Genomic DNA, 25,206 nt, shown 5'->3' on the forward strand with positions numbered 1-25,206 from the left:
AACTAACGGTTATGGGCATAAAACTTTATCATGTTTTAATTCGCCGCGGCTCTCGTAGACTGGCTCTCAATTCGCGCCGGGGCCCTTGCCCCGCGCGGCACGACAGAGAGACAGACAGAGGAGATGGCGTTGGCCGATAACATCAATATTCATCCCGAGATTCGCGAACAGGCAGCCGAATTTGTCGAATTGCGCCGCCGCATTCATGCGCATCCGGAATTGGGATTCGAGGAAGTCCACACCAGCCGGCTGGTCGCCGAACGGCTGAAGGCCTGGGGCTACGAAGTCACCGAGGGTATCGGCGGCACCGGTGTGGTCGGCCGCCTGAAGCTCGGCGACAGCCCCCGCGCGATCGGGATTCGTGCGGACATGGACGCGCTGCCGATCATCGAGGACACCGGCCTGCCGTACGCGAGCAAGGTGCACGGCAAGATGCACGCGTGCGGCCACGATGGTCACACCGCGATCCTGCTGGCGGCTGCGCATTACTTCGCGCAGACGCGCCGCTTCGACGGCACACTGAACCTGATTTTCCAGCCGGCCGAAGAAGGTCAGGGCGGCGCCGTGCGGATGATGGAAGAGGGCCTGTTCGAGCGCTTCCCGTGCGATGCGGTGTACGCGTTGCACAACGCACCGGGCGTGCCGGTCGGCATGTTCATCGTGCAGCAGGGGGCGATGGCCGCATCGGCCGACATGGTGACGGTCACGCTGACCGGCAAGGGCATGCACGCGGCGATGCCGCACCTGGGCCGCGATCCGGTGGTCGCGGCGGCCAGCATCGTGATGGCGCTGCAGACGATAGTCGCGCGCAACGTGCCGCCGGCGGACGCCGCGGTGCTGACGGTCGGCGCGATCCAGGCCGGCACCGCGCACAACGTCGTGCCGAATACCGCGACGATTCTGCTGACCGTGCGCACGCTCAGCACCGACGTGCAGAATCTGATCGAAACGCGGCTGCGCGAGATCGTCGAAAGCCAGGCGGCCAGCTTCGGGATCAGCGCGCAGATCGACTACCAGCGGGTCACGCGGGTGTTGATGAACACCGCACAGGAAACCGAACGCGCCCGCGCGGCGGTCGCTGCGGTGGTCGGCGCACAGAACATCCTGCCGCTGCCGCCGGGCATGATGGGCGGCGAGGATTTCTCGTGGATGCTCGAGAAAGTGCCGGGCTGCTACGTCGCGCTCGGCAATGGTCACGAAGGTCACGGCAGCTGCATGATCCACAACCCCGGCTACGACTTCAACGACCAGGCGCTGCCGATCGGCGTCGCCTACTGGGCCACCCTCGTCGAGCAATATCTGAGCGCCTGAACTTCGCCAATCCGCTTTTCGCCGGCCGGCGTGCTGCCGCGCCGGCGGTCAGACTACGTCCATATCGGGGATTCACATGAAATATAAAAAGACCGTTTGCGCCGCGGCTGTGGCGCTGATGTCGCACGCGGCGTGGGCCGATTCGTATCTCCAGCGGTGGCTGTCCGAGTGGCCGACGATGCAAAGCGCGGTCCAGCAGAACGGCGTGTCGCTGTACGGCGCGGTCGACATGGGGCTGAACTTTCAGAGCGTCGGCGGCAACGCGCGCTGGCAAACCCAGAGCGGCGGCGTGCATACGTCGCAGTTCGGCATCTTCGGACGCGAGGATCTCGGCGGCGGCCTGAAGGCGGAATTCAATCTCGAGAACGGCTTTACCGCGAACAACGGCGCGCTCGGCACCAGCAACACGCTGTTCGATCGCGCCGCGTGGGTCGGCCTGAACTCGGCGAGGTGGGGCGCGCTGCGCTTCGGCCTGCAGCCGACCGCGAACCTGCCGCAATTCATCGACCCGTTCGGCGAAGTGACGACCAACTCGGTGGTCACGTGGCTCGCCGGCGGCGCGGTGCAGACCGCGAGGGACGTCGGCTACAACGCGGACCTGGGGCCCGGTTCGAGCCAGGTGCTGGTGCGCGAGAGCAACGCGGTGTCGTGGACCTCGCCGCGCGTGATGGGCTTCGGCGCGACCTTGATGTACGCGTTCACCAACCAGGCGGGGGTCTCGCCGAATGCGTCGAACCAGGGCGTGGTCGCGTCGTGGACCAACGGCACGCTGTATCTGTCGGGCGCGTACAACCGCGTGTGGAGTTCGGAGGTCGAGACCGCGGCCGGGCTGCAGACCGTGCGCAACGATATCTACGGCGTGTCCGCGATTTACGACGTCGGTTCGTACGTACTGTCGGCCGCGTTCTCGCAGGTCGCGCCGAAGCTCGAAGGCAACGGCATCGCGCGTTCGTACCTGCTCGGCGCAACGGTGCCGTGGGGACGCCATGCGGTGCGCGCGTCGGTGGTGTACCGCGACACCTCGGGCGTGCATGACGCCGCCGGCGATCCGGCCAAGGATTCGGCGCTCGGCGTAATGCTCGGCTACGACTACTCGCTGTCCAAGCGCACGTCGCTGTATGCGCGCGCGGGTTTCATCCGCAACTACGGCATCTCGACCGTGATCCTGAACAGCAATCCGTTGCCGTTGCAGACCGGCTCGGCGTCGCCTGAACTGGGCACCACGCCGATGACCGCTTCGGTCGGCATCTATCACCTGTTCTGAGTCCGGGTTGCAACGCGGACGTGGCGCGGCGCAGGCCTAACCGTGCTGCGCGCGCTTTCGTCCGCATCTGGAGAGTCACTCGCATGAAGCCAACTACCTGTCCACCGGTTGCCCCGTCGCGCGATGCCGTCGCGTCGCACGCCGCATCGAGCCCGGCGTCGGCCGCGGCGCCGACCCACCGCCGGGTCATCCTCGCGACCTCGCTCGGCAACGCGCTCGAATTTTTCGACTTCACCGTCTACAGTTTTTTCGCGGCGCTGATCGGCAAGCTGTTCTTTCCGGTCGGCGGTTTGTATGGGCCGCTATTGTTGTCGTTCGCGACTTTCGGCGCCGGTTTCGTCGTGCGGCCGCTCGGCGGAATCGTGATCGGCACGTATGCGGACCGGCGCGGGCGCAAGGCCGCGATGACGCTGACCATTCTGATGATGGCGCTCGGTACCGCGATCATCGGCCTCGCGCCGACCTACGCGCAGATCGGCATCGCCGCGCCGCTGCTGATCATCGCCGCCCGTCTGATCCAGGGATTCTCGGCGGGCGGCGAAGTCGGCGCGGCGACGACGTTCCTGATGGAATCGGCCGCGCCCGGCACGCGCGGCTATCTGGTCAGCTGGCAGCTCGCGAGCCAGGGTGCGTCGGCGCTCGCCGGCGCGCTGTGCGGGATGTTGCTCACGCATGTACTGACGCCCGCCGCGCTCGAAAGCTGGGGCTGGCGCGTGCCGTTCCTCGCCGGTCTGCTGATCGGCCCGGTCGGGCTGTACATTCGCAGCCATCTTCATGAGACGCTGCACGCGTCGCCGCACACTAGCGAGCGGGCCGCCGCGCGGGCGCGCTACGACGTGCGGCGGATCGTGCTCGGCACGCTGCTGATGGTCGGCAGTACGTCGTCGATGTACATCCTCGTGTTCTATCTGCCGTCGTGGCTCGCGCGGTTCACGCATGTGTCGGGCGCGGCGGCGTTTCTGCCGAGCGGTCTGGCCGGACTCGTCCTGACCGTGGCCTCGCCGTTTTGCGGCAAGCTGACCGACCGGCTGGGCTCGCGCAAGCCGATCCTGTACGCGACGGCCGTCGCGACCCTGCTCGCGCTTTATCCGGCCTTCGCGCTGATGTTGCACGCGGCGTCGCTGGCGCCGATTCTCGCCGCGGTCGCATTGCTGATCGGGCTGTGGGTAGTCGCGAATCCGGCCGGCTTTCTGCTGCTGCTCGAAGGCTTTCCGCGCGACATGCGCGGGCGCTCGCTCGGCATTATCTATAGCGTCGGCGTGACGCTGTTCGGCGGCTTCGCGCCGTTCGCGGTGACCTGGCTGATCGGCGCGACGGGCAGCGCTTATGCGCCGGTCTGGTACATGGCGGCGTGCAGTGCCGTGAGCTTCGCGGCGCTGATCGTATTCGACGAACGCATTACCGATTAACCGCCGGGCTCATCGCCGATGCACCCGGCCACAGACGATAGGAGAACCAATGAACGTATTCAAATTAATCAAGCTGGCCGGCGCGACGGCGCTCGTGATCGGTTGCCTGAATGCCCATGCGCAACCGCAGACGGCCGGATCGGCTGCGGCGGCTCAGCTGGCGGCGGTGACGTCGCAAAGCGCCGCCGAGAGCAGGACGGCCAACCGGCAACTCGCGCGCGATGTGCGTCACGCGTTCAGGGCCGCGAAGAATCAGGGGCTGCGCGCGAGCAATGTCACCGTGCGCGTGAACAATGGCGTGGTGACGCTAACGGGGAGCGTGCCGACCGCCGAGCAGGTCGAGCTCGCGGGCAGTGTGGCGAAGGGTGTGTCCGGCGTGCAGTCGGTGATTAACCGCGTCGCGGTGCGTAAGGAATTCAGTGGGCGAGGCAGCAACTAGACTTATCGCCGTTATCACATTAAAAGAGCGGCGCATGCTGTTCCTTTTTAGTCGAGTGTTCGTCTGGCTCTGGCCGCCTGGATGGCTTGCAGCCGGACGAATCTGCATGACAGCTCTCTCTTCCACGCCGGTCGAATCGGTTACGTCGGTTACGTCGGTTACGTCGGTTACGGCGAGGGAGGCGTGTTGACCGAAGCCGTGCGCCGGCGTCCGTATTAGGTTGTGTTACTCGATGAGATCGAAAAGGCGCACGGCGACGTGCGCGAGATGTTCTACCAGGTGCTCGATAACGCATACATGGAGGACGGCGACGGGCGCTATATCGATTTCCGCAACATGATCATCCTGATGACCAGCACGTCGGCTCGGAACTAACCGCGAGTCTTTGCGCGGACGAGATGCTGGCGCCGGAACTGTCGAAGGCGTTCCCGGCTGCGCTCGTCGGGCGGATGACGGTGGTGCCTATCGTCCGCGGGGTGAGGATTCGCTCGCGCAGATCGTGCGCCTCCATCTGGATCATGTGGTCCGGCGCATTGCGGCTAACAACGGCATAGCGTTGAGCTACGCGCCGGACGTGGTCGACTACATCGTCGGCCGCTGCATGGTGCAGAAGACCGGCGCGCGCGTGCTGACCCGCTTTATCGAGCAGCACGCTCTGCCCTGTCTCGCACGGCAATGGCTCGACGCGTTCGCATCAAGAAGCGTGTTGACCCATATCGCGATCAGCGTGGCCGATCCGGCTGCGGCGCCCGCTGAGGCACTCGTATTCGAGGCGCGCGCGAGGCGCGTGTGCCGTTATTGCCGGTATTGGTCGGTAAGCAGGAGTCCGCGCGTTAGCCGCCGTAAGTCAGTTCGGTATCCTGTGCGTCGCGCAGATGAGCGGCAATGTCGAGGTCGCCGAGATCCGCGAGCCCTGTCTGTTTGATGCGGGTTTGCAGCGCGGCGCAGCGCGCGGCGAGTGCATGTTGCCGGAACACGCCCAGCGCGCCGAGCATCGAATGCAGTTCGGCCAGCACGCGCGGCGCGTCATTGTCACGCTGGGCCATTGCAATGACCGCGAGCGACGCGTCGAACGAATCGAGGAAGGTCTGACGCAGCGCCGCGGGCAGGGGCCGGCCGCCGAGCAGGCCGTCGCCATCATGAGTGCCCGCCGGAACTCGAGGGGTGTTGTCCGCGCGATACTGCAGCACCGACTGGGTCGACGAAAGTCCAGCAGCGTCAACGCTGAACGAGCTTCCGCCGCGAAATTGCGGTGCCGAGCGGGCAACGGCAAGATCAGCGGTAGCCCGAGGCGGGCTTTCATCCCGGTAGTACAGCGGTGATCCGGTTACGCCGAGCCCGGTGACCTCGGCGAGCGTCGCTCGCAAGCGCGCGAGCGATAATGGCTTCGTCACCATTCTTGTGGTGCCCGCCGCCTCGCAGCGCGCGCGGTCCTCCGGTGTGACCGACGCGGTCGCCGCAATCACCGGCATGCGCGGCCAGCGCTGGCGCGCTTCGCGTGTGAGCTCGTAGCCGTCTATCACCGGCATCGACAGATCGGTGATCAGTACATCGAACGAGTCGCGCGACAGCCACGAGAGAGCGCGCGCTCCGTCTTCGACAACTGTCGCGGTGCAACCGAGCATCGCCAGTTGTTCCTCGAACAGACGGCGGTTGGTCGCGTTGTCCTCGGCGACCAGCACCGTCAGGCGGCGCGGCAGTACCTGCGGTGTTTCGGCGGTCACCGCGAGCGGCAGGTTGCGCAGCGTATGTTGCAACGCGCGTGCGAGCGCCGCGAGGCTGAAGGTCGATACCCGTACGAGCCGGCCTGTCGCGACCGGATGCAATGGACCGTCGGCGGTGCAATCGATCACCCACGACGCGCCTTCGATCAAGCGGTTCTCGTCGTCCGCATGCCAGGTATCGCGTTCGCCGAGCAGAAGTAGCGTGCGGCTGAGTTCGAGCGTCGCCGTATCGACCTGCACCGGATGCTGATACGCGTTGACCGTGAGGCCCCACGCCTGCAGTGCGCTGACCGCGTACGCATGCGAAGCTTCGCTGGCCGCCACCAGCGTGACCGTCTCGCTGGCGAAGCGAGGCATCTCGGGCGTGGCGAGCGGCTCGCCGAGCGGCACGCGCACAGTGAAACAACTGCCGCAGCCGGGCTCGCTGCACATCGTGATCTCGCCGCCCATCGCGCGGGTCAGCCGCGCGCACAGCGCGAGCCCCAGACCGGTGCCGCCGAAGCGGCGATTGATCGACCGGTCCGCCTGGCTGAACGGCTGGAAGATCGTGGCCTGCTGCCGTGCGCCGATGCCGATGCCGGTGTCCTCGACTTCCAGCTGCAGGCGCAGCCCCGTGAGCACCGCCATGTCGGGCACCGACACGCGCAGCGTCACGTCGCCGTGCTCGGTGAACTTGATCGCATTCGACAGCAGGTTATTGATCACCTGGCCGAGTCGCGTCGGGTCGCCGCGCATCGGTAGCGAGACCGCTGTGCCGAGGTTCGCGACGAGCCGCAGATCCTTCGCCTGGGCGATCGGCGCGAACATTGTCAGAGAGCGGGTGATCACGTCGAGCGCATCGAACTCGATGTCCTCGAGTGTCATCTCTCCGGCCTCGATCTTTGAAAAGTCGAGCACGTCGCTAATGATGCCAAGCAGTCCTTCGGACGACGCGCGGATCGTCGCGAGCCGGTCGTGCTGCAACGCGTCCAGCGACGACTGTGCGAGCAGTTCCAGATTGCCGAGTACCGCGTTCAGCGGTGTGCGGATTTCGTGACTCATCGCGGCCAGAAAGGCCGACTTCGCCGCGTTGGCCGAATCCGCGGCTTCGCGGGCTTCGCGCAGATGCTGTTCGAGACGCCGGTGCGCGGTCACGTCGGTGACCGCGACCACCAGCACGTCCTCGCCCTGGTAGCGTGACGGCGTGGCGCTGACGGCGAGATCGATCGAATCGCTGTCGCGGGTGGGCAGCGTCATCTCTTCGTGCATCACGTCGTCGTCGTCCGGGGCGCCGCTTCGCGCGCGGGCGCGATAGCGCGCCGCAAGCTCGGCCGATAGCGTCGGCGCCGGCACCACCACGCGCTTCGCCGCGGCGACCATGGTCGGGCTGCGCAACAGCGGCGTGCCGTCCTTCAACGCGATCAGTCCGAGCCCGACCGGCGCGGTTTCGATCAGCGTGCGGTTCAGCTGTTCGCTTTCGAACAGGCGTTGCGAGCGATCGAGTGCCGGACGCACCGCGCGCGTTCTGAAGGACATCAGAAAGCTCCACGCGGCGATCAGCATGATGACGGTCGCCGTCGCGCCGATCACCAGCTGCACGCCGATACCCGCGACGATGTCGCGCCACGTGCACGCATGCACCAGCATCCAGCCGGTATCGCCGAGCGGGCCGGAAATCGTCAGGATGCCGTCGTGCCAGCTCTCGCCGGCTTTTTTTGTGACGGCCAGCGTGCGCAGCGGATCGACGAGTCCGGCATCGCGCGCGAGCGGGATCGTACTGGCGACGATCGTGCCGTCGCCGGCGATGATCGTATAGATGCCGCCGAAGCGTGTCTCGGCCGCGAACGGCGCGGTCAGGAAATCGGGCTCGTATTCGGTGACGACTATCGCGAACGGTTCGTCGGCGTGCAGCAGCGGCGCGACGAGGCGGATCGCCGGTTTGCCGGTCAGCGGGCTGAGCGCGGGCGGGACCCAGAACAGTTGGCGGTGCACGCTATTCTGCGCGTCCGCGCGGCTATCGACGAAGCCGGTCACGCCCTCGGCGAGCGCGGCCATCAGCCGTTCGCGCTCGGCCGCCGTGGCGGTGGCCGGCCACGCCGCGTCGGCGCGCGGCGACGGCATGATGCCGGCGATGTCGTAGGTGATGCTGTAGAAGTAGCCTGGCAGCTGGCGGCCGCGCGCGAGCGAATGGATCGTGCGCGAGCGGCTCAGTTGCTCGGCGAGCGCGAGATAGCGGCGGATCGTGTCGTCGTGCAGCGCGGCGGGGTTGACCGCGAACACGCGTTGTTGCAGGTCGGCCGGCGTTGGCTGCAGCAGCACCTCGCCGCCCCGCTTGCGGAACTCGGCGAGCAGCGCCGGGTTAACGCTGTCGCCGTCGGGCCAGGCCCGCTCGGAACCCACCAGACCGATGCGAAACGAAGCTTCGCTCGCCCGCACCTGCTCCATTACGCGATCGTGATAGACGACGAACGCCTGACGTTCGGCGGCGATGTGCGCGCGCACCGCGGACAGGATCGCTAGCGCGAGCGCGATCAACAGCATCAGGGTCGTCACCACGCCGCCGCCAAACACGAGCAGCCGCTTATAGCGGCGCAACTGGTTCAATACGCTGTAGGAGGAGCTGGACGACATGACGATACCGGAACGTTCTGTAGAGGCGGGCGGCTTGCAAACGAAGCTCTGAAAAGCGAGCTGTCAGGCACCGACTCTTTTCACTTATCCCGGAACGGCGAGTTGACCAGACCCGGTCGTCCCATTAAATAGGACTGGTACGATTTCTTATGCATAAATTTCAGATTGTTTGGCGGCGGGCGCCTCCCTTCTCGCGCGTCGATCACCGGTCCGAATCCGCAAGGGCGGGTCGCTATTAATGGAGGTATCGCGCGCACTTCTTTTGGTGATTCTTTTGACATTTCTGATGTCGCGACAGAATCTCAGATCGAACGGAATCCTCAAAAAGTGCTCGCGTAGTCGCGTTCGCTTAAGTTATAAAGCTTAAAAAGGTCGCTATCAGGGAGTTAAGGTCATGACTCGCGAGGAGGACAGATGAAATACGCGCTGAATTAGAGGCGTCGCTTGCCGCGATTTGTTCGATTCGATACGCGCCTTTCATTTCGGCGATATTGAATCCCCATGCGCGGCCGACATACTCTCATGGTAAATTTTCGGCGCTGTTGTGCTGTTGCGAACGCTCTGCATAGCGGGCAACCAGAGGTCGGAATCAGTTAAGTCTTTCAATTGCAACCGGAATGACAGGAGAACAACAATGCTTTTCTTTAACGATGGTTTCACATTCACGAACTTTCTGGCTGACATCTTTTCCATCTTCATTTTTATTCTGTGGTTCTGGCTGCTGATTACGGTGTCCGGCGACCTTTTCCGGCGTCATGACGTATCGGGATGGGGCAAAGTCCTGTGGGTGATTTTCCTGATCATCCTGCCGTATATCGGTATCTTCGCGTATCTGATCACCCAGCATCGCGGGATGGCGGAGCGCAACGAGGCGCGCGCGAAACAGGTGCGTGAAGATCTGCGCCACGTGGTGGGCTTCAGCGTCGCCGACGAACTCGAAAAGCTCGACAAGCTGAAAGCGTCCGGCTCGATTACCGCGGAAGAGCACACCCGCCTGCGCGCGAAGCTGATGCAGTAAGCGACGCATCACGCGAGCTGACGGAACGTAAGGCGGCGCGGCCGGCGGCCGCCAGTCGCCGGCGAGCAGGGCGCGCACGGATGCGCGCCTATCCGCCAGCGCCGCCGGCCCGACGTGCACGACCGCGCATGACCACGCACGACCGACCCCAACGTTATCGGGAGAAATCCATGTTGACCCGCTCCGCCCGAGTTCCCGGCACGAGCACGCGCGCCGCGCGCGCGTCACTGAAGTGGCGCCGTGCAGCGCTGATCTGCGTGAGCGCATTGATGTTGAGCGCGTGCGCGCAACCGTGGCAGCAATTCCAGGCGGGGCAGGATCAGTCGACGATCATCGCCCGCATGGGTCAGCCGCGCGAAGTGTATGACCTGCCGGGCGGCGGGCGCCGCCTGATGTGGCCGACCCAGCCGATGGGCACGACCACCGTGGCCGCCGATATCGATGCGTCCGGCAAGATCGTCAACGTGCGTCAGGTGTTGCAGCTGAGCGAATTCAATCGCGCGGAAATCGGCAAATGGACCCGCGACGACGTGCTGATCAATTTCGGCCGTCCGGTGGAAACCGTGTTTTTCCGTCGGTCGCAACGCGAAGTCTGGTCGTACCGCTACATCGAAAACAACATCACTCCGCTGCTGTTCAATTTCTCGTTCGACACCAACGGCGTATTGCGCGAAACGCTGCGCACGCCCGATCCGTTGCGCGACCGCGACTTCCGGCGCTTCTGAGCGTGCCTGCCAGCGCAGCGGCACGACCGAACTGCGCGACCCGCGGTCGTGCCGCCCCCAACCTGACCGCTATAGCAGCGACTCGATCGGCATGATCGACAGCATCCACACCCCGAGCCGCGCATACCACGTCGTATTCGGTTCGGCGTCGTGACGGATTTCGACGTCGCCGTTGCGCTCGATCCAGTACAGCTTGCCGTTTTCGTCGAGATGTACCGAGTACGCGACCGTCGGCAGCAGCGCGAGGAACTTGCGGTCGACCTGGGTCGCAAGGTCGGGGCTGTCGATCACCAGACCCAGCTCGGTATTCAGATGCTTGGAGCGCGGATCGAAATTGAACGAGCCGACGAACACCCGCTGCGAGTCGACCACGAAGGTCTTCGCATGCAGGCTCGAGCCGGAACTGCCGAACGGTCCCGGCGACTGCTCCTTCTTGTGCGCGCTGCCCGGCACGCGCCGCAGTTCGTACAGGTGCACGCCGCTTTGCAGCAGCTCGACGCGCCGCTTCATATAGCCGGAGTGCACGGCGGCCACGTCGGTCGCTTCGAGCGCATTGGTCAGCACGCGCACGTCGACGCCGTGCGCGGCGAGGTCGGTCAGATACTGCGTGCCGGCGCTCGCCGGCACGAAATACGGCGATACCAGGTCGACTTCCTTGTGCGGGTCGCCGAGCACCTCGCGCATCTGGGGCCCAATCAATGCTTCGGGCGGCGCGTTGTTGAGACCCTTTGCGGGGTCGTCGCTGATCATCTCCGTTTTGGCCCAATCGAACGGCAACTGCCGGTCGAGCATTTTCTGCACGACGTGCGGACCGCGCAGCGCTTCCCGGTACTCGGCCGCCGCCGGGTCCTCGCCGATCGCCTGCGCCTTGCGTTCGAGTTCCGCCAGCAGTCCGACGCCCTGGTGCGGGACGATCCGCTCGACCGGATAGGCCGACGCGCTCGTCCAGTAGCGATCGAAGTCACGCGATACATCGGTGGCCGCCGGCCCGACCGCGAGCACGTCGAGGTCCGCGAACACGACGCCGTCGGTCGCATCGAAATACTCGTCGCCGATGTTGCGGCCGCCGAGAATCGTCGCGGTGCCGTCGGCGGTCAGCGACTTGTTGTGCATGCGCCGGTTCGCGCGCGGGAAGTCGGTCAGGAAGCCGACGAACTTCGGATTGCGCACGACGAACGGATTGAACAGCCGCACTTCGATGTTCGGATGCGCGTCGAGCGCCGCGAGCGTCGGGTCGAGCGCGGACGGAATCCCCAGATCGTCGAGCAGCAGCCGCACCCGCACACCGCGATCGGCGGCTTCGTGCAGCTGTTCGAGCAGCAGCGTGCCGGTCAGATCGTTGCGCCAGATGTAGTACTGAATATCGATCGTGCGCTGCGCCGAGCGGATCAGGTCCATGCGCGCGGCGAACGCGACATGCGCATCCGACAGCGGATAGATGCCGGCGAGGCCCGCATGCGTGGCCAGCTGGGGGGCGACCGCGCGGCCCAGATCGGTGCTGGCGGCCACCGCGGGCGTCAGCGCGTGCGATTCAGGACGGCTTTCGAGCGACGGCAGCGCGCAGCCGCCCACGAGGCTCGCGCACAGCAGCGCGACGAGGACCGGCCGAACTGACAATGCGCCGATGGAGCGGCGTCGCGCGAACGGCAGGGGATGTTTCTGCACTTGCATGGAGTCGGGAGGTTCCTTTGGTTCGTCGCGAGCCGGGTTGCTTCGACGATCGAAACGTCGCGTAAACAGTGCGCCGGTATCGCCTGTCGGGCCCTTGCATGCCGCGTTGCAAGGTGCCAGCAGAATACTATGGCCGCAGGCTTACCGGTATCCGCAAACCGCTCTTGTTGGCCAAACCGCTTTATCCGATGATACGGACACGCCGCGCGAATTCGAACGGGGACCAACCCGGGCTGGCGGCCGTTTAGTCCACTTCGGAGCCGAGTAACGTGAAGATCTCCCGCCTGCTGACTGGTAGCGTGCTGCTGTTCGTGGTCGGCGCGCTGTTGCAGCTGATCCGGCCGCTCGCGCAAGCGGCCTCCTACCATCACTTCGCCGACCAGCGCTCGCTGGGCCCGCTGCACAATGCGGCGGACGTGCTGTCGAATCTGGTGATTCTCGCGGCGGGTCTGCTCGCGATCGGTTGGGTGCGCCGGCATGCGGCACGCCAGCCGCTGCAGTTTCCGGGCATGGTGGTCGCCGCGTTCGGGCTGGTGCTGACGGCGTTCGGCTCGGCTTACTACCACATGACACCGACCGACGCGACGCTGGTCTGGGACCGCCTGCCGATGACGATCGTGTTCGCCGGCATTCTCGCGATGTTGTGGACGTCGTGGAGCGGCGAGCGGGTCGGCTGGCCGCAACTGCTGATTCTCGCGGTCGTGTCGCCTGCGACGGTCGGCTACTGGCTCGTGTTCAACAGCCTGTGGCCGTACGCGATCCTGCAGTTCGGCGGGCTGATGCTGATCGTCGGAATGACGCTGACGCGCAAGGTGGAGGGTGTATTCGCGTGGTCGCTGGTGATCGTTTTTTATGGCGTCGCGAAGATTTTTGAAAGCCTCGACTGGCAGATCTGGGAGCTGACCCATCACGTGATCGCCGGCCATGCGCTCAAGCACGTGTCGAGCGGTCTCGCCGGTGCGTCGATGATTCTGGTGGCCAACGCGACACCGCGCGCGGCCGCGGGCAGCGTGTCGCGGCGACCGGCCGGCATCGGTCATTCGGGCTCGCCGCGCTGAAACGCGCGGCGAGCCCCTCCCTTCACCCCGCCGTCTTCGAACTCACTGCGGTTCGTACCATGAGTAAGTCGCCAGCGTGCTGATCGGCGGCGTACCGATCTGCAGCGTGACGTCGCGCAACGAGGTCAGCTCGATGTTGCGCAGGTCGCCCATGTAGCGGCGCGAATCGCCGTTGTCGTTGATATAGGCGACCACGTCCCCGGTGATCCCCGCGACGTTGTTGCTCGTCAGCGGCTGACCCCACAGATCGAAGAATTGCCCGAGCGTGTAGGTCTTTTCGCTCGGCGCTTCGATATGGATGATGCCGGTGTGGTCGTGCGTGTGCATTTCATAGTTGCAGGACGGCGGGATGCCGATGTTCTGCGGCAGCGCGAGCCACTGACCGTCCTTGATGATCGCGAGGTGCGCGTGCACGTGGAACAGCACGCTCATGTTCGGCGAGCAGGTCAGGCCGTCGACCGGCGCGGAGCCGTCGCCGCCCGTCGCGGTGTCGCCGTCGGGCCAGAAGCCGGTGGTGCCGACCGTGCCGCCATAGACGAGCGCGATCGGGTTCGGGTCGAACGGCGGCGGATCGGTCCACGCGTAGGTCGGCACCTCGGTGAGCGGCGTGCCGACCATGATCGTGATTTCGGAGTGCGGCGTCAGCACGAGACTCGACGGGTCGCCGGTGTATTGCGCGAGCGCGCCGCCGTCGTTCACGTAGATCGCGACCGGCGAGCCGGTCAACCCCGCCACTTCGGACGCGCTCAGCGTCTCGCCCCAGATCGCGAAGAACTGCCCGAGCGTGTACGACGCGCCGGTCGTCGAGTCGATGTGGATCTTGCCGCTCGCATCGACCGTGTGGATCGGATACGCGCAGCCGGTCGGCGCAGCCATCGTCGGGTCGACGGTGCCGATCTTGGTCGGCAGCGACAGCAGTTTGCCGTTCTGATAGATCGACAGATGTGCGTACGTGTAAGCGGTGCTGCGCAGCCCGCAGGTCAGGCCGCTGACCGGCGCGCCGGTGCCGCCCGATGCGCTCACGCCGTCGGGCCAGTTGGCGTCGCCGAGCGTGGTGCCGTCGAGGATCGGCGTCGCGGCCGCGAGCGTCGGCGTGGTAGCGGTCGCGCCCGAGGCCGGTGTCGGACTCGATGCCGGTGTTGGACTTGAGGCCGGAGTGGGACTCGATGCGGGCGTCGCGCCCGCCGCACCGTTTGCACCAGTGTCGCCCGGGGAGCTGCCGCCACCGCCGCCACCGCAACCGGCAATCATTAATACCAGACCCACTGCGACGAATCGCGACCCTAGCCGTTCCAGCATCTCGTACTCCGTGCCGTGATTGAGAGCTACGTGCTGGCGGATCTCAGGTGCAGATACCGCACTGCTACGTCCACGCGGTTTTCATCGTGTGAAACGAACGGCAATACAATGCCGCCGCGCGGCGCAGGCAGTGGCGCCGTTCGTCCCAGACCGGATGAAACCCTTTTATTGAGCGTAGCAGAAGCATCTCGTAAGCGGTCCCGGTGAATCACGACACTTTGCGACTTTCTGATGGCGCATTTTGGGGTGTCCGAAACTCATTTGCCGCTCGAAGTGACCGGCGCGATCTGGCGCGCATTTTCTGGGATAGGTCATCGTTATGTGCGAAGATCGGTGCTGTCCGCCCGGCGCCGCTGGCTGCGCGGCGCGCCCCCGAGGCGAATTTGTTCGCGGATTCATGGAGCACCGACCGATGACCGACCGATTGCAGGCGTCCGTATACGTAGTAGTGCTGCTGCTGATTGTGGGGTGGCTGCTGTTCATCGGGCGCGTGGTGTTCGTACCGATCGTGTTCGGCGCGATCGCGGTCTATGTGATCGTCGATTTCACGCGGCTGCTCGCGCGGATTCCGGGGATCGGCAAACGGATGCCGGTGCAGTTGCGCTATGGGTTGTCGATCTTCCTGATCGCCGCCGCGATCTTCTTCGCGGTCGACATGCTGGTCGCGAACTATGACGCGCTCGTCGCGCTCGCGCCGCGTTACCAGGATTCGGTGCTCGCGATGATCCAGAAGATCGCGACGCTGCTGCATCTGGAGAGCGAGCCGACCTGGGAGTCGCTGCGCCGGAACATCCTCGCGCAGCTGAACATCCAGGCGGTGGTGACGGGGATGCTCGCGTCGCTGTCGTCGGTGATCATCGATATCTTCGTGGTGCTGCTATATGCGAGCTTTCTGCTGGTCGAGCGCGGCACGTTCAGCGAGAAGCTGACGCGGATGTCCGCGAATTCGAGCAATGCCGCGCGGATTCGCAGCGTCGTGATCGACATCAACCGCCGGATCGGCGCGTACCTCGCGCTAAAGACCTTTCTCGGCGTCGTGCTCGGCGCGATCTGCTGGCTCGCGATGCGCAGCGTCGGGCTCGAATTCGCCGGACTGTGGGCGGTGATCACCGCGCTGCTGAACTACGTGCCGTACATCGGCTCGGTGCTCGCGATCGTGTTCCCGGTGCTGATGTCGGTGCTGCAGTTCGGCGACGTCAACTCGATCCTGATCGTGCTGCTCACGCTGACCGCGATTCACTTCGTCATCGGCAACATCCTCGACCCGTACCTGATGGGCAATTCGCTGAACCTGAGCCCGTTTGCGATTCTCGCCAGCATGGCCGTGTGGTCCGCGCTGTGGGGCGTGCCGGGCGCGTTTCTGGCGGTGCCGATCACGGTCAGCATGACGATCATCTTCTCCGAGTTCGAAATGACGCGGCCGGTCGCGGTGCTGCTGTCGAAGAACGGCCGGCTCAGTTACGGCAAGGGCGAGCAGACCGCGTGAAAACGAAAATGGCCCGCACGGCGGCTGCCGCGCGGGCCATCGAACGAAACACGTCTACTTCGACGCGTACGGCCTACCCGCTGCCGCACGCCCTCTCAATCAGCGCTGCCGGTTCGGCGCTTACTGCGAACCCGCCCACGTCTGGCCGCTCGTCGACGAATCGCCGATAGCCGGGAAGTCGACGTACGCGGCGCTGCAATCGACCGCCTTCTTGGCGGACAGCGACTGCGACGCAGAGCCGTTCAGCACCACGCGGTTCGCGGTCGACGGGAAGATCGGCAGGTTCACGTTGTCGAGCGTCAGATTCGCATCCGATGCGGTGACCGCGACGTTCTCCGGCGAATCCGCGAGCACGTTGGTCATCGACAGGCCGAGCGGAATCTGCGCGTGCGTGATGCCGCCCGAGTTCGCCTGGAAGCCCTCGAAGATCGCCGACGTGGTGCCGATGATGTGGATGTTCGACAGCGTGATGTCGTGGAAGTCCGGATACAGCGGCGAGGTCGGATTCGACAGCGCCTTGGTGCTGTAGTACGGCGTGAACAACAGCGCCTGGCCGCTATTGCGGATACAGATGTCGTTGTAGTTGACGTTCGTCACGAGACCGCCGCGCGCCCAGTCGGACTTTATGCGCAGCGCCTGCTCGGAGCCGTCGAACGAATTGTCGTAGACCTGAACGTTGGTGACGCCCGCATTGGTCTCGCTGCCGACCGACACGCCATGCCCCGCGTAGATATGGTTGTGCGCGATCACGAAACCATACTTGCGATCGGTCGCGACGTCGCGATTGCCGTCCACGCCATACAGACCCGAACCCGCCGGGCTCGGATTGGCCGAGCCCTTGATCGCGATGTCGTCGTCGCCGGTGCTGATGTAGTTGTACGCGAACACGACGTTCTTCAGATAGCCGTCGAACGCGATCTTGCCGGCCGACGAGGTCGTGGTGCTGCCGGTCGCGAGCGCCTGGGTGACCGCCTTCGAGGCCGAACCCGGATCGAACGCGTCGGTGTTCTTCGCGGTATCGATGGTCGGCACCATGCCCAGGTAGTTCGGGTTGCCGTTGCCCGCCGGATTCGCGGAAGCCGATGCCGACGGCGTCTGCACCTTGACGTTCCACACCGTGAGGCCGTCGACGCCGCTCGGCACGACGTGGAAGTTCGCGCTGTTGTTCAGCGTGATGCCGTAGAGCGTCAGGTTCTTCGCGTAGTTGAACACCATCATCCGGAAGTTCGACTGCGAGCCGACGCCGGTCGTGCCGTTCTCGATCATGTTGCCGAGCCACGCCAGATCCCACCACGTCATATGACGCGACGAGGCTGACGTGTTGACGAAGTTGCCGCCGTCATCGCACGGCGTGCCGGTCGCTGCCTGCAGACCCTGCGCATAGGCGGCGTAGGTGTTCGTGCAGCTCAGGTCGACGCGCATCAGCGGGTACAGGCTGTTCGAGCTGACGATCTCCGAAGCCGCGCGGCTGTCGATGCTGCCGCCGCCGACCACCGCCGAATTGACGAGGTAGCTGCCGCCGATCAGCGGCAGACAGTTGCCCGAGCTGCCGGCCTTGGTCGAGCTGACCGCGGTGTTCGCGCAGTACGGACCGCTTGCTTTCGGCGCGTAGGCCATCACGTCGCGGGTCGCGTAGAGCGTGACGCCGTCGTCGATCCACAGCGTCACGCCCGAGGGCAGCGTCAGCGGACCGGTGATGAACGCGTTGCCCGCGCCGGTGCTCGACACGACGAGGCGCACCGCGAATTTCTTCGCGCGATATTGCGAACCCGCCAGCGTTTGTGCCGACGCGCCCTTGATGTTGACGTTCGGCACCGCTGCCGCGGTTTGCGATGCGGCGGCAGCGGAGTCGGCCGCGTAAATGGCGGCGCCGACTTCGGCATCGACGGCTGCGCCGCACGCGTCGAGCGCGGCCTGGATGCGGGTCTGGTCCGGATTCAGGATCGCCGCGGTGGTGCCGTTGTCGGCTTCGGGTCCGAGCGCGCCGCTCGGTTGACGCACGAGGTTGTTGCTGGCTTCGAGCGTGCTGCAGACCTGATCGCTGGTCGGCAGTTGCGGTGCCGGCGGCAACGCGGCGTCGCTGGTGGTGGTGCCGACCTTGAACGCAGCGGGTGCCGCGGCAACGGGCGTTGCGCCGCTGTTGTCGTTCGACGCGGCCGGGGTGTTGTCGCCGCTGCCGCACGCCGCGAGGGTCGCGGCGAGGCAGGTTATGACCGTGAATCTGTAAAGCATGGGGTCATCCTTTATTAAAGAATACTAAGTGTTGAGACGTGTTCCCGCGTTCCGGGCGTGCCGCCGGAAGTCCTGCTTGTTGTTATCCAGGGTGGCGCCGGCTCGGAGCGGCGCTCGACGGTCGCGGCGATGGCGCGCGTCGGCCTCGTAAGCGCGGCGCGCGCGATGCTATCTATCGATCAAGGTGGGGTGGGGCGTCGAAGCGGTGCTCGGAGAGGCGAGGCGCGGGTCTCGTGTGGAGGGGATCTTTGCGCATGCTCGCTCCTTCTTTTGTTATACGACGACGTATAAATTTTATGTGACAACGCAGTTGTCGTACATGCAGTAGTTACCCCAGCTTACGACCCATTGCTATTTATGCCCAGGATTTAAAACGAATATTCGAGATTGACTGCGATGAAAGCTATTCGATTGTAGATAGTCGGTAAATTGTATGTTATACGATGACATATGTTGAAGGGGTGGGCCGGCAATAGGGTAAAGCGGAGGCCCCGGCCTTGGTCTCATCGCTCGGTCGCATGGGCGGATTAACAAATTGAAAAACTTGCGTGCGGAGGTTGACGCAAAGTTCACTTATGGCCATGCCAGAATGACGGCTGGCGACGCCCAGGGCCAACGGCTGTCGTTCGAGTGTTCTTCCATCACTAACCAAACCGTCAAGCGATGCGCAAGACTATCTGGACGCTCCTTATCGCCGGGGCCGTTGTCGGCGCGACAACGGGCCGGGTGTCCGCCCAGGAACTCGGGCTGTATGCCGGGCCGTTGACCGGCGAGAACAATCACTCCTATTCCTGGGCGATCGACTACACCGAGGGGATCGGCCGTTACTTCGCCGGCAGCATTACCTGGCTGAACGAAGGACACATCGCCGGCCATCATCGCGATGGACCGGTGGCCCAGCTGTGGGCGCGCGTGCCGGTGCTGGACCGGCGCGTAGTGTTCGCGCTCGGCGTCGGGCCGTATCGCTACTTCGATACCGAGGCCGCCGAGCAGGGGATGAGCTATTCGAACACGCACGGCTGGGGCGTGGTCTACAGTGCGCGCGCCAGCTGGTATGCGAGCTCGCGCTGGACCGCGAACCTGCAGGTCAATCGCGTGCAGGTCACGAGCGGCGCGTCGACGACCGCGGTGCTCGTCGGCGTCGGCTACCAGCTCGATGCGCCCGACACCCCAGGCCCGCGCGATTTCGCGTTGCCGCGCACCAGCAAGGTGACGAACAACGAGATCACGCTGATGGCCGGCGCGACGATTCTGAACAGTCTCGACTCGCAAACGTCAGCGGCCGGGGCAATCGAATACCGGCGCGGACTGACGCCTTATCTCGACGCGACGCTCGGCTATCTGCACGAAGGCAGCGGGCTGTCAGCGCGGCGCGACGGCGCGACCGCGCAGCTGTGGCTGACGCGCGCGTTTTTCGACGAGAGCCTCGCGATCGGCGTCGGCGCGGGCGCGTATGTGGCGATCCATCATGGCGACGACAGCGACAATCGCCCGAGCGGCGACGGCGTTCTGTCCGGACTCCTGTCGATTACCGCGTCGTATCGTGTGACCCGCAACTGGTCGGCGCGCTTGACGTGGAATCGCGTGATGACGCGCTATAGCCGCGATACCGATGTCATTCTCGGCGGGATCGGCTACCGGTTCTGATCCGGCAGAGGAGCTTCATCACCCATGTCACCTCGTCCGCCTCGCAACACAGCGCCGCCGTCGCCCGCGGCGGCCGAGCTCCCCGCGCTCGCAGATCCGGCGTTGCTGCGCCGTCTGCTGCGCGCGAAAGACCGGATGGACGCCGCATCGCATGAGGCGTGGCCGGTGCGGCGTCTGGCGGAGGTCAGCGGCGTGTCGGACGCGCATTTCGCGCGCTCGTTCAAGCGGGCCTTCGGCGTGCCGCCGCATCGCTATCTGCTCACGCGCCGCATCGAGCAGGCGAGTTCGCTGTTGCGCGACACCGAACTCGGCATCACCGAGATCGCGTTCGCGACCGGCTGGGAGAGCCTGGGCACATTCGGCCGGATCTTTCGCGACATCACCGGTCTGAGTCCGGGCGAGCTGCGCATCGCCGCGCGCGCCAGTCAATCCGAACCCGAACGCGTGCCCGGCTGCGTGCTGAAGGCCGCGCAACGCCCCGACCTGACGATCGCAGTTTTGGAGAAGCGCCGCCGCGCGCTCGACGCTACAGTCGAGCCCTCAACCAGGGAGGTGTGATGAATCAGGGTATCGATGTGGTCGGCCTGTACGTCGACGATCAGGACGAAGCGCTCGCGTTTTATGTCGACAAGCTCGGCTTTCAGATGCACACCGACGTGCGCAACGGTGCGTACCGTTGGCTAACGGTCAGGCATCCGGAACAGCCGTCGTTCCAGTTGGGCCTCTTCACGCCGGGGCCGCCGATGCACGACGACGCGACCGCGCAAACGCTGCGCGCGATGGTCGCCAAGGGGGCGATGCCGCCGTTGGTGCTGGCGGTCGCCGATTGCCGCGCGAGCTATGCGCAGTTGAAGGCGCGCGGGGTGGAATTCACGCAGGAGCCGATCGATCGCTATGGCAACGTCGATGCGGGGTTTCGCGATCCGGCGGGTAACGGCTGGAAGATGATCCAGAAGGCGGCGGGCGCGAAATAGGCGGGGGCGGCGGCGCGGTGGTGAATCACGCGGCCGGCGCGATGAGGCGTGTGCGCCGCGTGTGCCCCCGCATCACGCTATTTATTGGCGGCCGCCGTACAGATCGAGCAGCATCAACGTCACACCGTTGGTCCAGCCGAAGCCGTCCTGCAACGGATATTCGCCACCGCCGCCGCCGCCTTCCCCCGCGCCTTCGACCACGTACTTCTCGACCAGCTTCTGCTGGGTCTTGTAGACGTTCTGCACGTCGGCCAGAAAGCGCGTGCCGACCGTCCGCGCGAGGTCGTCGCGGCCATAGCGTTTGAGGCCCTGAATCGCGATCCAGTGCAGCGGCGCCCAGCCGTTCGGCGCGTCCCATTGCTGGGTGGTCGCGTAGGTCGACGTCGCGAGTCCGCCGTCTTTCAGCAGCACGCGCTGCGCGGTCTGCGCGGTCTTCCACGCGCGATCGGGCCACGCGAGCCCGGCCATCAGCGGGTACAGCATCGCCGGCGTCTGGTTGTCGCGCGCCTTGCCGAGTTGCCAGTCGTAGTCGCCGTAGTAGCCGTTGCTATTCCACAGATAGCGGTTGATCCCTTGCGCGCGCCGCGTCGCATAGCCGATGAAGCGCGCGACGCAGCCGAAATCGCGCGTGACGGTGCAGCCGTGCGCGATCGTCGTCTCCAGATGGAACAGCAGGCTGTTCAGGTCGACCGGCACGATCGACGTCGTGCGCACGGTCGCGAGCGTCTGGTTATCGCCGAACCAGCGCGAGCTGAAATCCCAGCCGCTTTCCGCGGTCGCGCGCAGATCGCGATAGACCTCGTTGGCCGGACGCCCGCTCGCCTGCGCGGTCTGCACGTCCTCCAGATACGATTCGTTGCGCGGCGTGTCCAGCTCGTCCCAGTAGCGGTTCAGCACGGTGCCGTCGTTCAGTACCACTACGTTGCGCGTCGCGCCGCCGCGCGGCGTGCTGCTCGCGCCCCGCATCCAGTACTCGTATTCCTTTCGTAGCGCTGGCAGGTACTTCTGATAAACGGTATTGCCTTCCTTCTGCGCGGCGAGTTCGACCATATACGAGTAGAACGGCGGTTGCGAGCGGCTCAGATAATAGGTGCGATTGCCGTTCGGAATATGGCCGAAGGTATCGATCAGGTACGCGAAGTTATCGAGCATGTTGTCGACGAGATCTTCGCGTCCCGACTCCTGCAGGCCGAGCATCGTGAAATAGGTGTCCCAGTAGTAGCCTTCGCGAAACCGGCCGCCGGGGACCACGTACGGTTTGGGCAGCGGAATCAGCGAGCTGTAGTCGGGCGCGCTTGTCGTCGTGCGCGTGAGACCGTTCCACAGCCAGTCGATATGTTCACGCAGGCTTTGATTCGCCGGTGGCGTGATGCCCTGGTCGACCGGTGGCGTGAAGTACTGGTTGACGAAGTTCTTCAGCGAGAAGTTCGGCTGGTTCTTCTGTGCTTCGTACAACTGCACAATCGTGGCGGGGTCCGTATTGGGCGTCGCGTCGACGAAGGTTTTCTGGTCGTCGTAGATCTGCGCTGTTTGAACCGCGACGAACAGATCGCCGTACAGGATGTCGGGTGCGGGCGGCAGCGCGGCGCCGACCTGGGTATCGGCGAAACTACTCGCGCAAGTGAATAACAGCGCCGCGGTGCATACCGCAGTGAGCGCTGATGGCGAGCGTCGCCATTTCACGCGTATTGACTGACTACGGGGAGAAAGGTGAGGAACTGGCGAGAACTTATCGGGCGAAGCGTTAACGAGTCGCGCGTCGTTATATGACGCGGTATTACTCCGAGACCGTAACTGAATGTGCATGATGCCTCCGGGGTGGTTGGGCATTTCACTGGTTTCTTCGCATGCCGTTCGATGCCGTTCGATGCCGTTTGCTACAAGCGGCATACGCGTCCGGCACGAGGTGGCCGGATCAAAGGCCTCGCAAGCATCGCATGCTTTCAAAGCATTGGGCAACTGCGACGCAATATATCCAGCCTGCATTCAGCGTGCGGATTGCGCGGTGAATACTAGGCAATAGAAAGGTGCGGTGGAGTACTTGCGTGTGCTTCGTCGATTGAAGCAATAGAAGCGTCGATAGGACGCGATCGCGCGAAAGAAACTTGTTGGTGAGCAAGCGATATACCCACGCCGGCGATTAATCGAGCCGGCGCGGGTACGACAACGACATGCGGAGAATTACTGCGCGACCGGCTGGGTGACGTCCTGACCGAACCAGTGCATCGAGATTTTTTTCAGCGTGCCGTCCTGTTTCATTTCGGTCAGCGCATCGTCGAGTGCTTTGGCGAACTTCGGGTTGCCCTTGCGGAACGGAATCGCCTGGTTCTGCTCGGCGCCTTTGAGCAACGCGCCCGGGCGCAGCGGCAGGTTCGACGTCTTGATGATGTACGGCAGCATCAGACGGTCGTCGATCGTCGCGTCGATCCGCTTGGCCGCCAGATCGCGCAACTTTTCGGGCGCGCCGGGATAGGTCTGCACGTTGATCCCCGGCACCGCGCGCGCGAGCTGATCGTAGTTGGTGCCGAGCGTGACGCCGATCTTCTTGTCGCCCTTGAATTCATCCAGCGCTTTGAACTCGCGTTTGTCGTCGGCTCGCTGGATCAGCTGCGCGGTCGAAAACGTGTACGGCTGGCTGAAATCGAGCGCCTCCTTGCGTTGTGGCGTGATGGTCACCTGGTTGACGATCACGTCGAACTTGCCGCTTTGCAGCGCCGCGATAATGCCGCTCCACTCGGTCGGAATGAATTCGGGCTTCACGCCGAGTTTCGCCGCGACCGCTTTCGCGACGTCGACGTCGAAGCCCTCGAGCTGGCCTTCCTTATTGCGGGAGTTGAACGGCGGGTAGGTGCCTTCGAGACCGATCTTCAGGACTCCGGCCCGTTTGACCGAGTCAAGCAGATCTTCGGCGTGGGCGGTGAGCGCGGTAAAGCTGAGGGCCGACAGAGCCAGCGCGTTGACGAGCAGCAGCTTCGAAAATTTCATTGAGTGTCTCCAGTGTGCTTTGAGTGTGATTCTGCACAACGCAATGATGTCCCGATGATCGAATCGTTTCGGGTTGCTCGCGAAGGCGGTTGGTCTGGATGTAGCGTCTTCGTGGCGAGGGTGCGCAATCCGCTTGCGGGCCGCGATGCTATCCGCGGAACGGCTGGCCGATTGCGCGTTCCATCCTAGCACTCCAAAAGTCGTCTGTTGGGGCTTTGTGTGGATTCGGCGGTGGCCTGCCACGTACGCGTTAACCGTAGTCTTTGTCCATAGGGGTATCCGCCGCGCCGCGCCGTTCTAACCCGCGTGTGTGCTGCCGGCGACGCCCTGCGGCGCAGGGCGGATCGACCAGTGGGTCGGGGTAAATTCGGTCTGGAAGCGCGACAGGAATGACTGTCCGAGCAAACCGTCGACGCCGTTGCCGAGCGCCCGTCCGTGCGAATCTTCTACCGTCACGTCGACGTGATCGGCGGCGACGTGCCCGACCTTGACCGAAGCCGCCTGCGTCAACAACGCGACGCGTGGGCCGTTGGCGGTCGTCAGACGAACGTCGCGCGCCTGCTCGAGCGGCAACTGCGCGCGCTGTGCGAAGTTGCGCGTTACGAACACATAGGTTGCACCGGTATCGACGATAAAGGTTCCACTCACGCCGTTGACCACCGCCCTGACCTGAATGGTTTTGCCCGCCTGTCGCGCGAAACTGTCGGACCCCGAAGCAAACGACGTCGGACACGACTCGCGCGTCGCATAACTGGCGATCTGCTGTTGCGCTTGCGGATGATTCGCGCGACCGGGTGCCGCGGACATCCACATGCGGATCATGCTGATTGCCTCGCAGTAGCGGCCGGCTTTTGCGTGCATGTCGGCGGCGCGGATGAACAGGTTGCTGCTGACGCTCGACAGATCCGGTATCAGCGCGATCGCTTGCATGTAATCCGCCAGAGCGGCGTCGTAGTCTTTCGCGCCTTCGCGAGCCCGGCCGCGGGTGAAATAGAACTGTGGATTGGTAGCGTTGGCTTGCACGAGGCGCTCGCCGAGGGACGCCGCCGCCTGATAGTCGCCGACCGCCATCAGATCTTTCGCGGCGGCGTCGAGAAACGCGTTCGCGGGCCCGCATTGGTCGACGAATTGCACTAGCGCGTTGGCCGCCTCGCGCCGGTAACCGGTATGTTCGAGTCGCGCGGCTAATACGTTCATTGCGTCGCGATTGCACGCGTCATGGGACAGCTGCAACAGCGCCCGCGAAGTGTCCGGCGCGCTCAGATCCGTGCTGGCGACGGTGTTCAGATGGTACTGATCGACCGCGGGTTTCAGTTCGTCCGGCATGGACTGCCCACATGCACCGAGCAGCAAC

General features: G+C 64.6%; 18 protein-coding genes and 1 pseudogene. 12 read left to right on the forward strand and 7 right to left on the reverse strand.

The genetic code is table 11. The features are described 5' to 3' along the window. Positions 1 to 129 precede the first annotated feature (129 nt). From BTH42_RS31425 to BTH42_RS36205, 5 genes and pseudogenes are all read left to right on the forward strand, one after another. Positions 130 to 1,311 (forward strand): M20 aminoacylase family protein, encoded by a 1,182-nt coding sequence (locus BTH42_RS31425; protein ID WP_083654995.1) that lies wholly within the window; start codon positions 130 to 132, stop codon positions 1,309 to 1,311. 76 nt (positions 1,312 to 1,387) lie between these two features. Next, positions 1,388 to 2,575: a porin gene (locus BTH42_RS31430; RefSeq protein ID WP_075305077.1), complete on the forward strand. Its 1,188-nt coding sequence runs from the start codon at positions 1,388 to 1,390 to the stop codon at positions 2,573 to 2,575. An 83-nt stretch (positions 2,576 to 2,658) separates the two neighbouring features. Then, a complete protein-coding gene (locus BTH42_RS31435) occupies positions 2,659 to 3,984 on the forward strand; it encodes an MFS transporter (RefSeq protein WP_075305078.1) in 1,326 nt (441 codons plus the stop codon). Positions 3,985 to 4,033: 49 nt separating this feature from the next. After that, a complete protein-coding gene (locus BTH42_RS31440) occupies positions 4,034 to 4,423 on the forward strand; it encodes a BON domain-containing protein (RefSeq protein WP_075305079.1) in 390 nt (129 codons plus the stop codon). A 156-nt stretch (positions 4,424 to 4,579) separates the two neighbouring features. Then, a pseudogene (locus BTH42_RS36205) lies at positions 4,580 to 5,198 on the forward strand (AAA family ATPase); the annotation flags it as partial. A 58-nt stretch (positions 5,199 to 5,256) separates the two neighbouring features. Here BTH42_RS36205 and BTH42_RS31450 read toward each other — a convergent pair. After that, positions 5,257 to 8,757: an ATP-binding protein gene (locus BTH42_RS31450; protein ID WP_083654991.1), complete on the reverse strand. Its 3,501-nt coding sequence runs from the start codon at positions 8,755 to 8,757 to the stop codon at positions 5,257 to 5,259. A gap of 634 nt (positions 8,758 to 9,391) precedes the next feature. Between BTH42_RS31450 and BTH42_RS31455 the strand changes: the two genes are divergently transcribed. Both BTH42_RS31455 and BTH42_RS31460 read left to right on the forward strand, forming a co-directional pair. Beyond that, positions 9,392 to 9,775 carry an SHOCT domain-containing protein gene (locus BTH42_RS31455; RefSeq protein ID WP_075305081.1) on the forward strand — a complete coding sequence of 128 codons (384 nt, stop codon included), beginning with the start codon at positions 9,392 to 9,394 and terminating at the stop codon, positions 9,773 to 9,775. A gap of 170 nt (positions 9,776 to 9,945) precedes the next feature. Further along, positions 9,946 to 10,500 (forward strand): hypothetical protein, encoded by a 555-nt coding sequence (locus tag BTH42_RS31460; protein WP_075305082.1) that lies wholly within the window; start codon positions 9,946 to 9,948, stop codon positions 10,498 to 10,500. 69 nt (positions 10,501 to 10,569) lie between these two features. Here BTH42_RS31460 and BTH42_RS31465 read toward each other — a convergent pair whose 3' ends face one another. Beyond that, complete coding sequence (locus BTH42_RS31465) at positions 10,570 to 12,171, reverse strand: phospholipase D family protein (protein ID WP_075305083.1); 1,602 nt, start codon at positions 12,169 to 12,171, stop codon at positions 10,570 to 10,572. Positions 12,172 to 12,440: 269 nt separating this feature from the next. On the opposite strand from BTH42_RS31465, the gene BTH42_RS31470 reads away from it, so the two are divergent. Beyond that, complete coding sequence (locus BTH42_RS31470) at positions 12,441 to 13,229, forward strand: hypothetical protein (protein ID WP_075305084.1); 789 nt, start codon at positions 12,441 to 12,443, stop codon at positions 13,227 to 13,229. Between the two features lie 42 nt (positions 13,230 to 13,271). Here BTH42_RS31470 and BTH42_RS31475 read toward each other — a convergent pair whose 3' ends face one another. Then, positions 13,272 to 14,528 carry a hypothetical protein gene (locus tag BTH42_RS31475; RefSeq protein ID WP_178392273.1) on the reverse strand — a complete coding sequence of 419 codons (1,257 nt, stop codon included), beginning with the start codon at positions 14,526 to 14,528 and terminating at the stop codon, positions 13,272 to 13,274. Between the two features lie 412 nt (positions 14,529 to 14,940). Here BTH42_RS31475 and BTH42_RS31485 point away from each other — a divergent pair, with 412 nt between their 5' ends. After that, complete coding sequence (locus BTH42_RS31485) at positions 14,941 to 16,014, forward strand: AI-2E family transporter (RefSeq protein WP_075305086.1); 1,074 nt, start codon at positions 14,941 to 14,943, stop codon at positions 16,012 to 16,014. A 120-nt stretch (positions 16,015 to 16,134) separates the two neighbouring features. On the opposite strand, the gene BTH42_RS31490 is transcribed toward BTH42_RS31485, so the two are convergent. Then, positions 16,135 to 18,246 (reverse strand): glycoside hydrolase family 28 protein, encoded by a 2,112-nt coding sequence (locus tag BTH42_RS31490; protein WP_075305087.1) that lies wholly within the window; start codon positions 18,244 to 18,246, stop codon positions 16,135 to 16,137. A gap of 663 nt (positions 18,247 to 18,909) precedes the next feature. On the opposite strand from BTH42_RS31490, the gene BTH42_RS31495 reads away from it, so the two are divergent. The 3 genes from BTH42_RS31495 to BTH42_RS31505 are packed head-to-tail and all read left to right on the forward strand — an operon-like array spanning position 18,910 to position 20,867. Then, a complete protein-coding gene (locus BTH42_RS31495) occupies positions 18,910 to 19,893 on the forward strand; it encodes a hypothetical protein (protein ID WP_075305088.1) in 984 nt (327 codons plus the stop codon). A 24-nt stretch (positions 19,894 to 19,917) separates the two neighbouring features. Next, positions 19,918 to 20,451 carry a helix-turn-helix transcriptional regulator gene (locus BTH42_RS31500; RefSeq protein WP_075305089.1) on the forward strand — a complete coding sequence of 178 codons (534 nt, stop codon included), beginning with the start codon at positions 19,918 to 19,920 and terminating at the stop codon, positions 20,449 to 20,451. Further along, positions 20,451 to 20,867 (forward strand): VOC family protein, encoded by a 417-nt coding sequence (locus BTH42_RS31505; protein WP_075305090.1) that lies wholly within the window; start codon positions 20,451 to 20,453, stop codon positions 20,865 to 20,867. Before BTH42_RS31500 ends, BTH42_RS31505 begins: the two co-directional genes overlap by 1 nt. A gap of 81 nt (positions 20,868 to 20,948) precedes the next feature. Here BTH42_RS31505 and treA read toward each other — a convergent pair whose 3' ends face one another. The 3 genes from treA to BTH42_RS31520 all read right to left on the reverse strand — a co-directional run bounded on the left by treA (position 20,949) and on the right by BTH42_RS31520 (position 25,178). Then, a complete protein-coding gene (gene treA / locus BTH42_RS31510; RefSeq protein WP_075305091.1) occupies positions 20,949 to 22,673 on the reverse strand; it encodes an alpha,alpha-trehalase TreA in 1,725 nt (574 codons plus the stop codon). Positions 22,674 to 23,048: 375 nt separating this feature from the next. Then, a complete protein-coding gene (locus BTH42_RS31515) occupies positions 23,049 to 23,852 on the reverse strand; it encodes a transporter substrate-binding domain-containing protein (RefSeq protein WP_075305092.1) in 804 nt (267 codons plus the stop codon). Between the two features lie 297 nt (positions 23,853 to 24,149). Continuing rightward, positions 24,150 to 25,178: a retroviral-like aspartic protease family protein gene (locus BTH42_RS31520; RefSeq protein ID WP_178392274.1), complete on the reverse strand. Its 1,029-nt coding sequence runs from the start codon at positions 25,176 to 25,178 to the stop codon at positions 24,150 to 24,152. Between the last annotated feature and the right edge of the window lie 28 nt (positions 25,179 to 25,206).

This window comes from Burkholderia sp. SRS-W-2-2016 (assembly GCF_001931485.1).
Classification (GTDB): Bacteria; Pseudomonadota; Gammaproteobacteria; order Burkholderiales; family Burkholderiaceae; genus Paraburkholderia.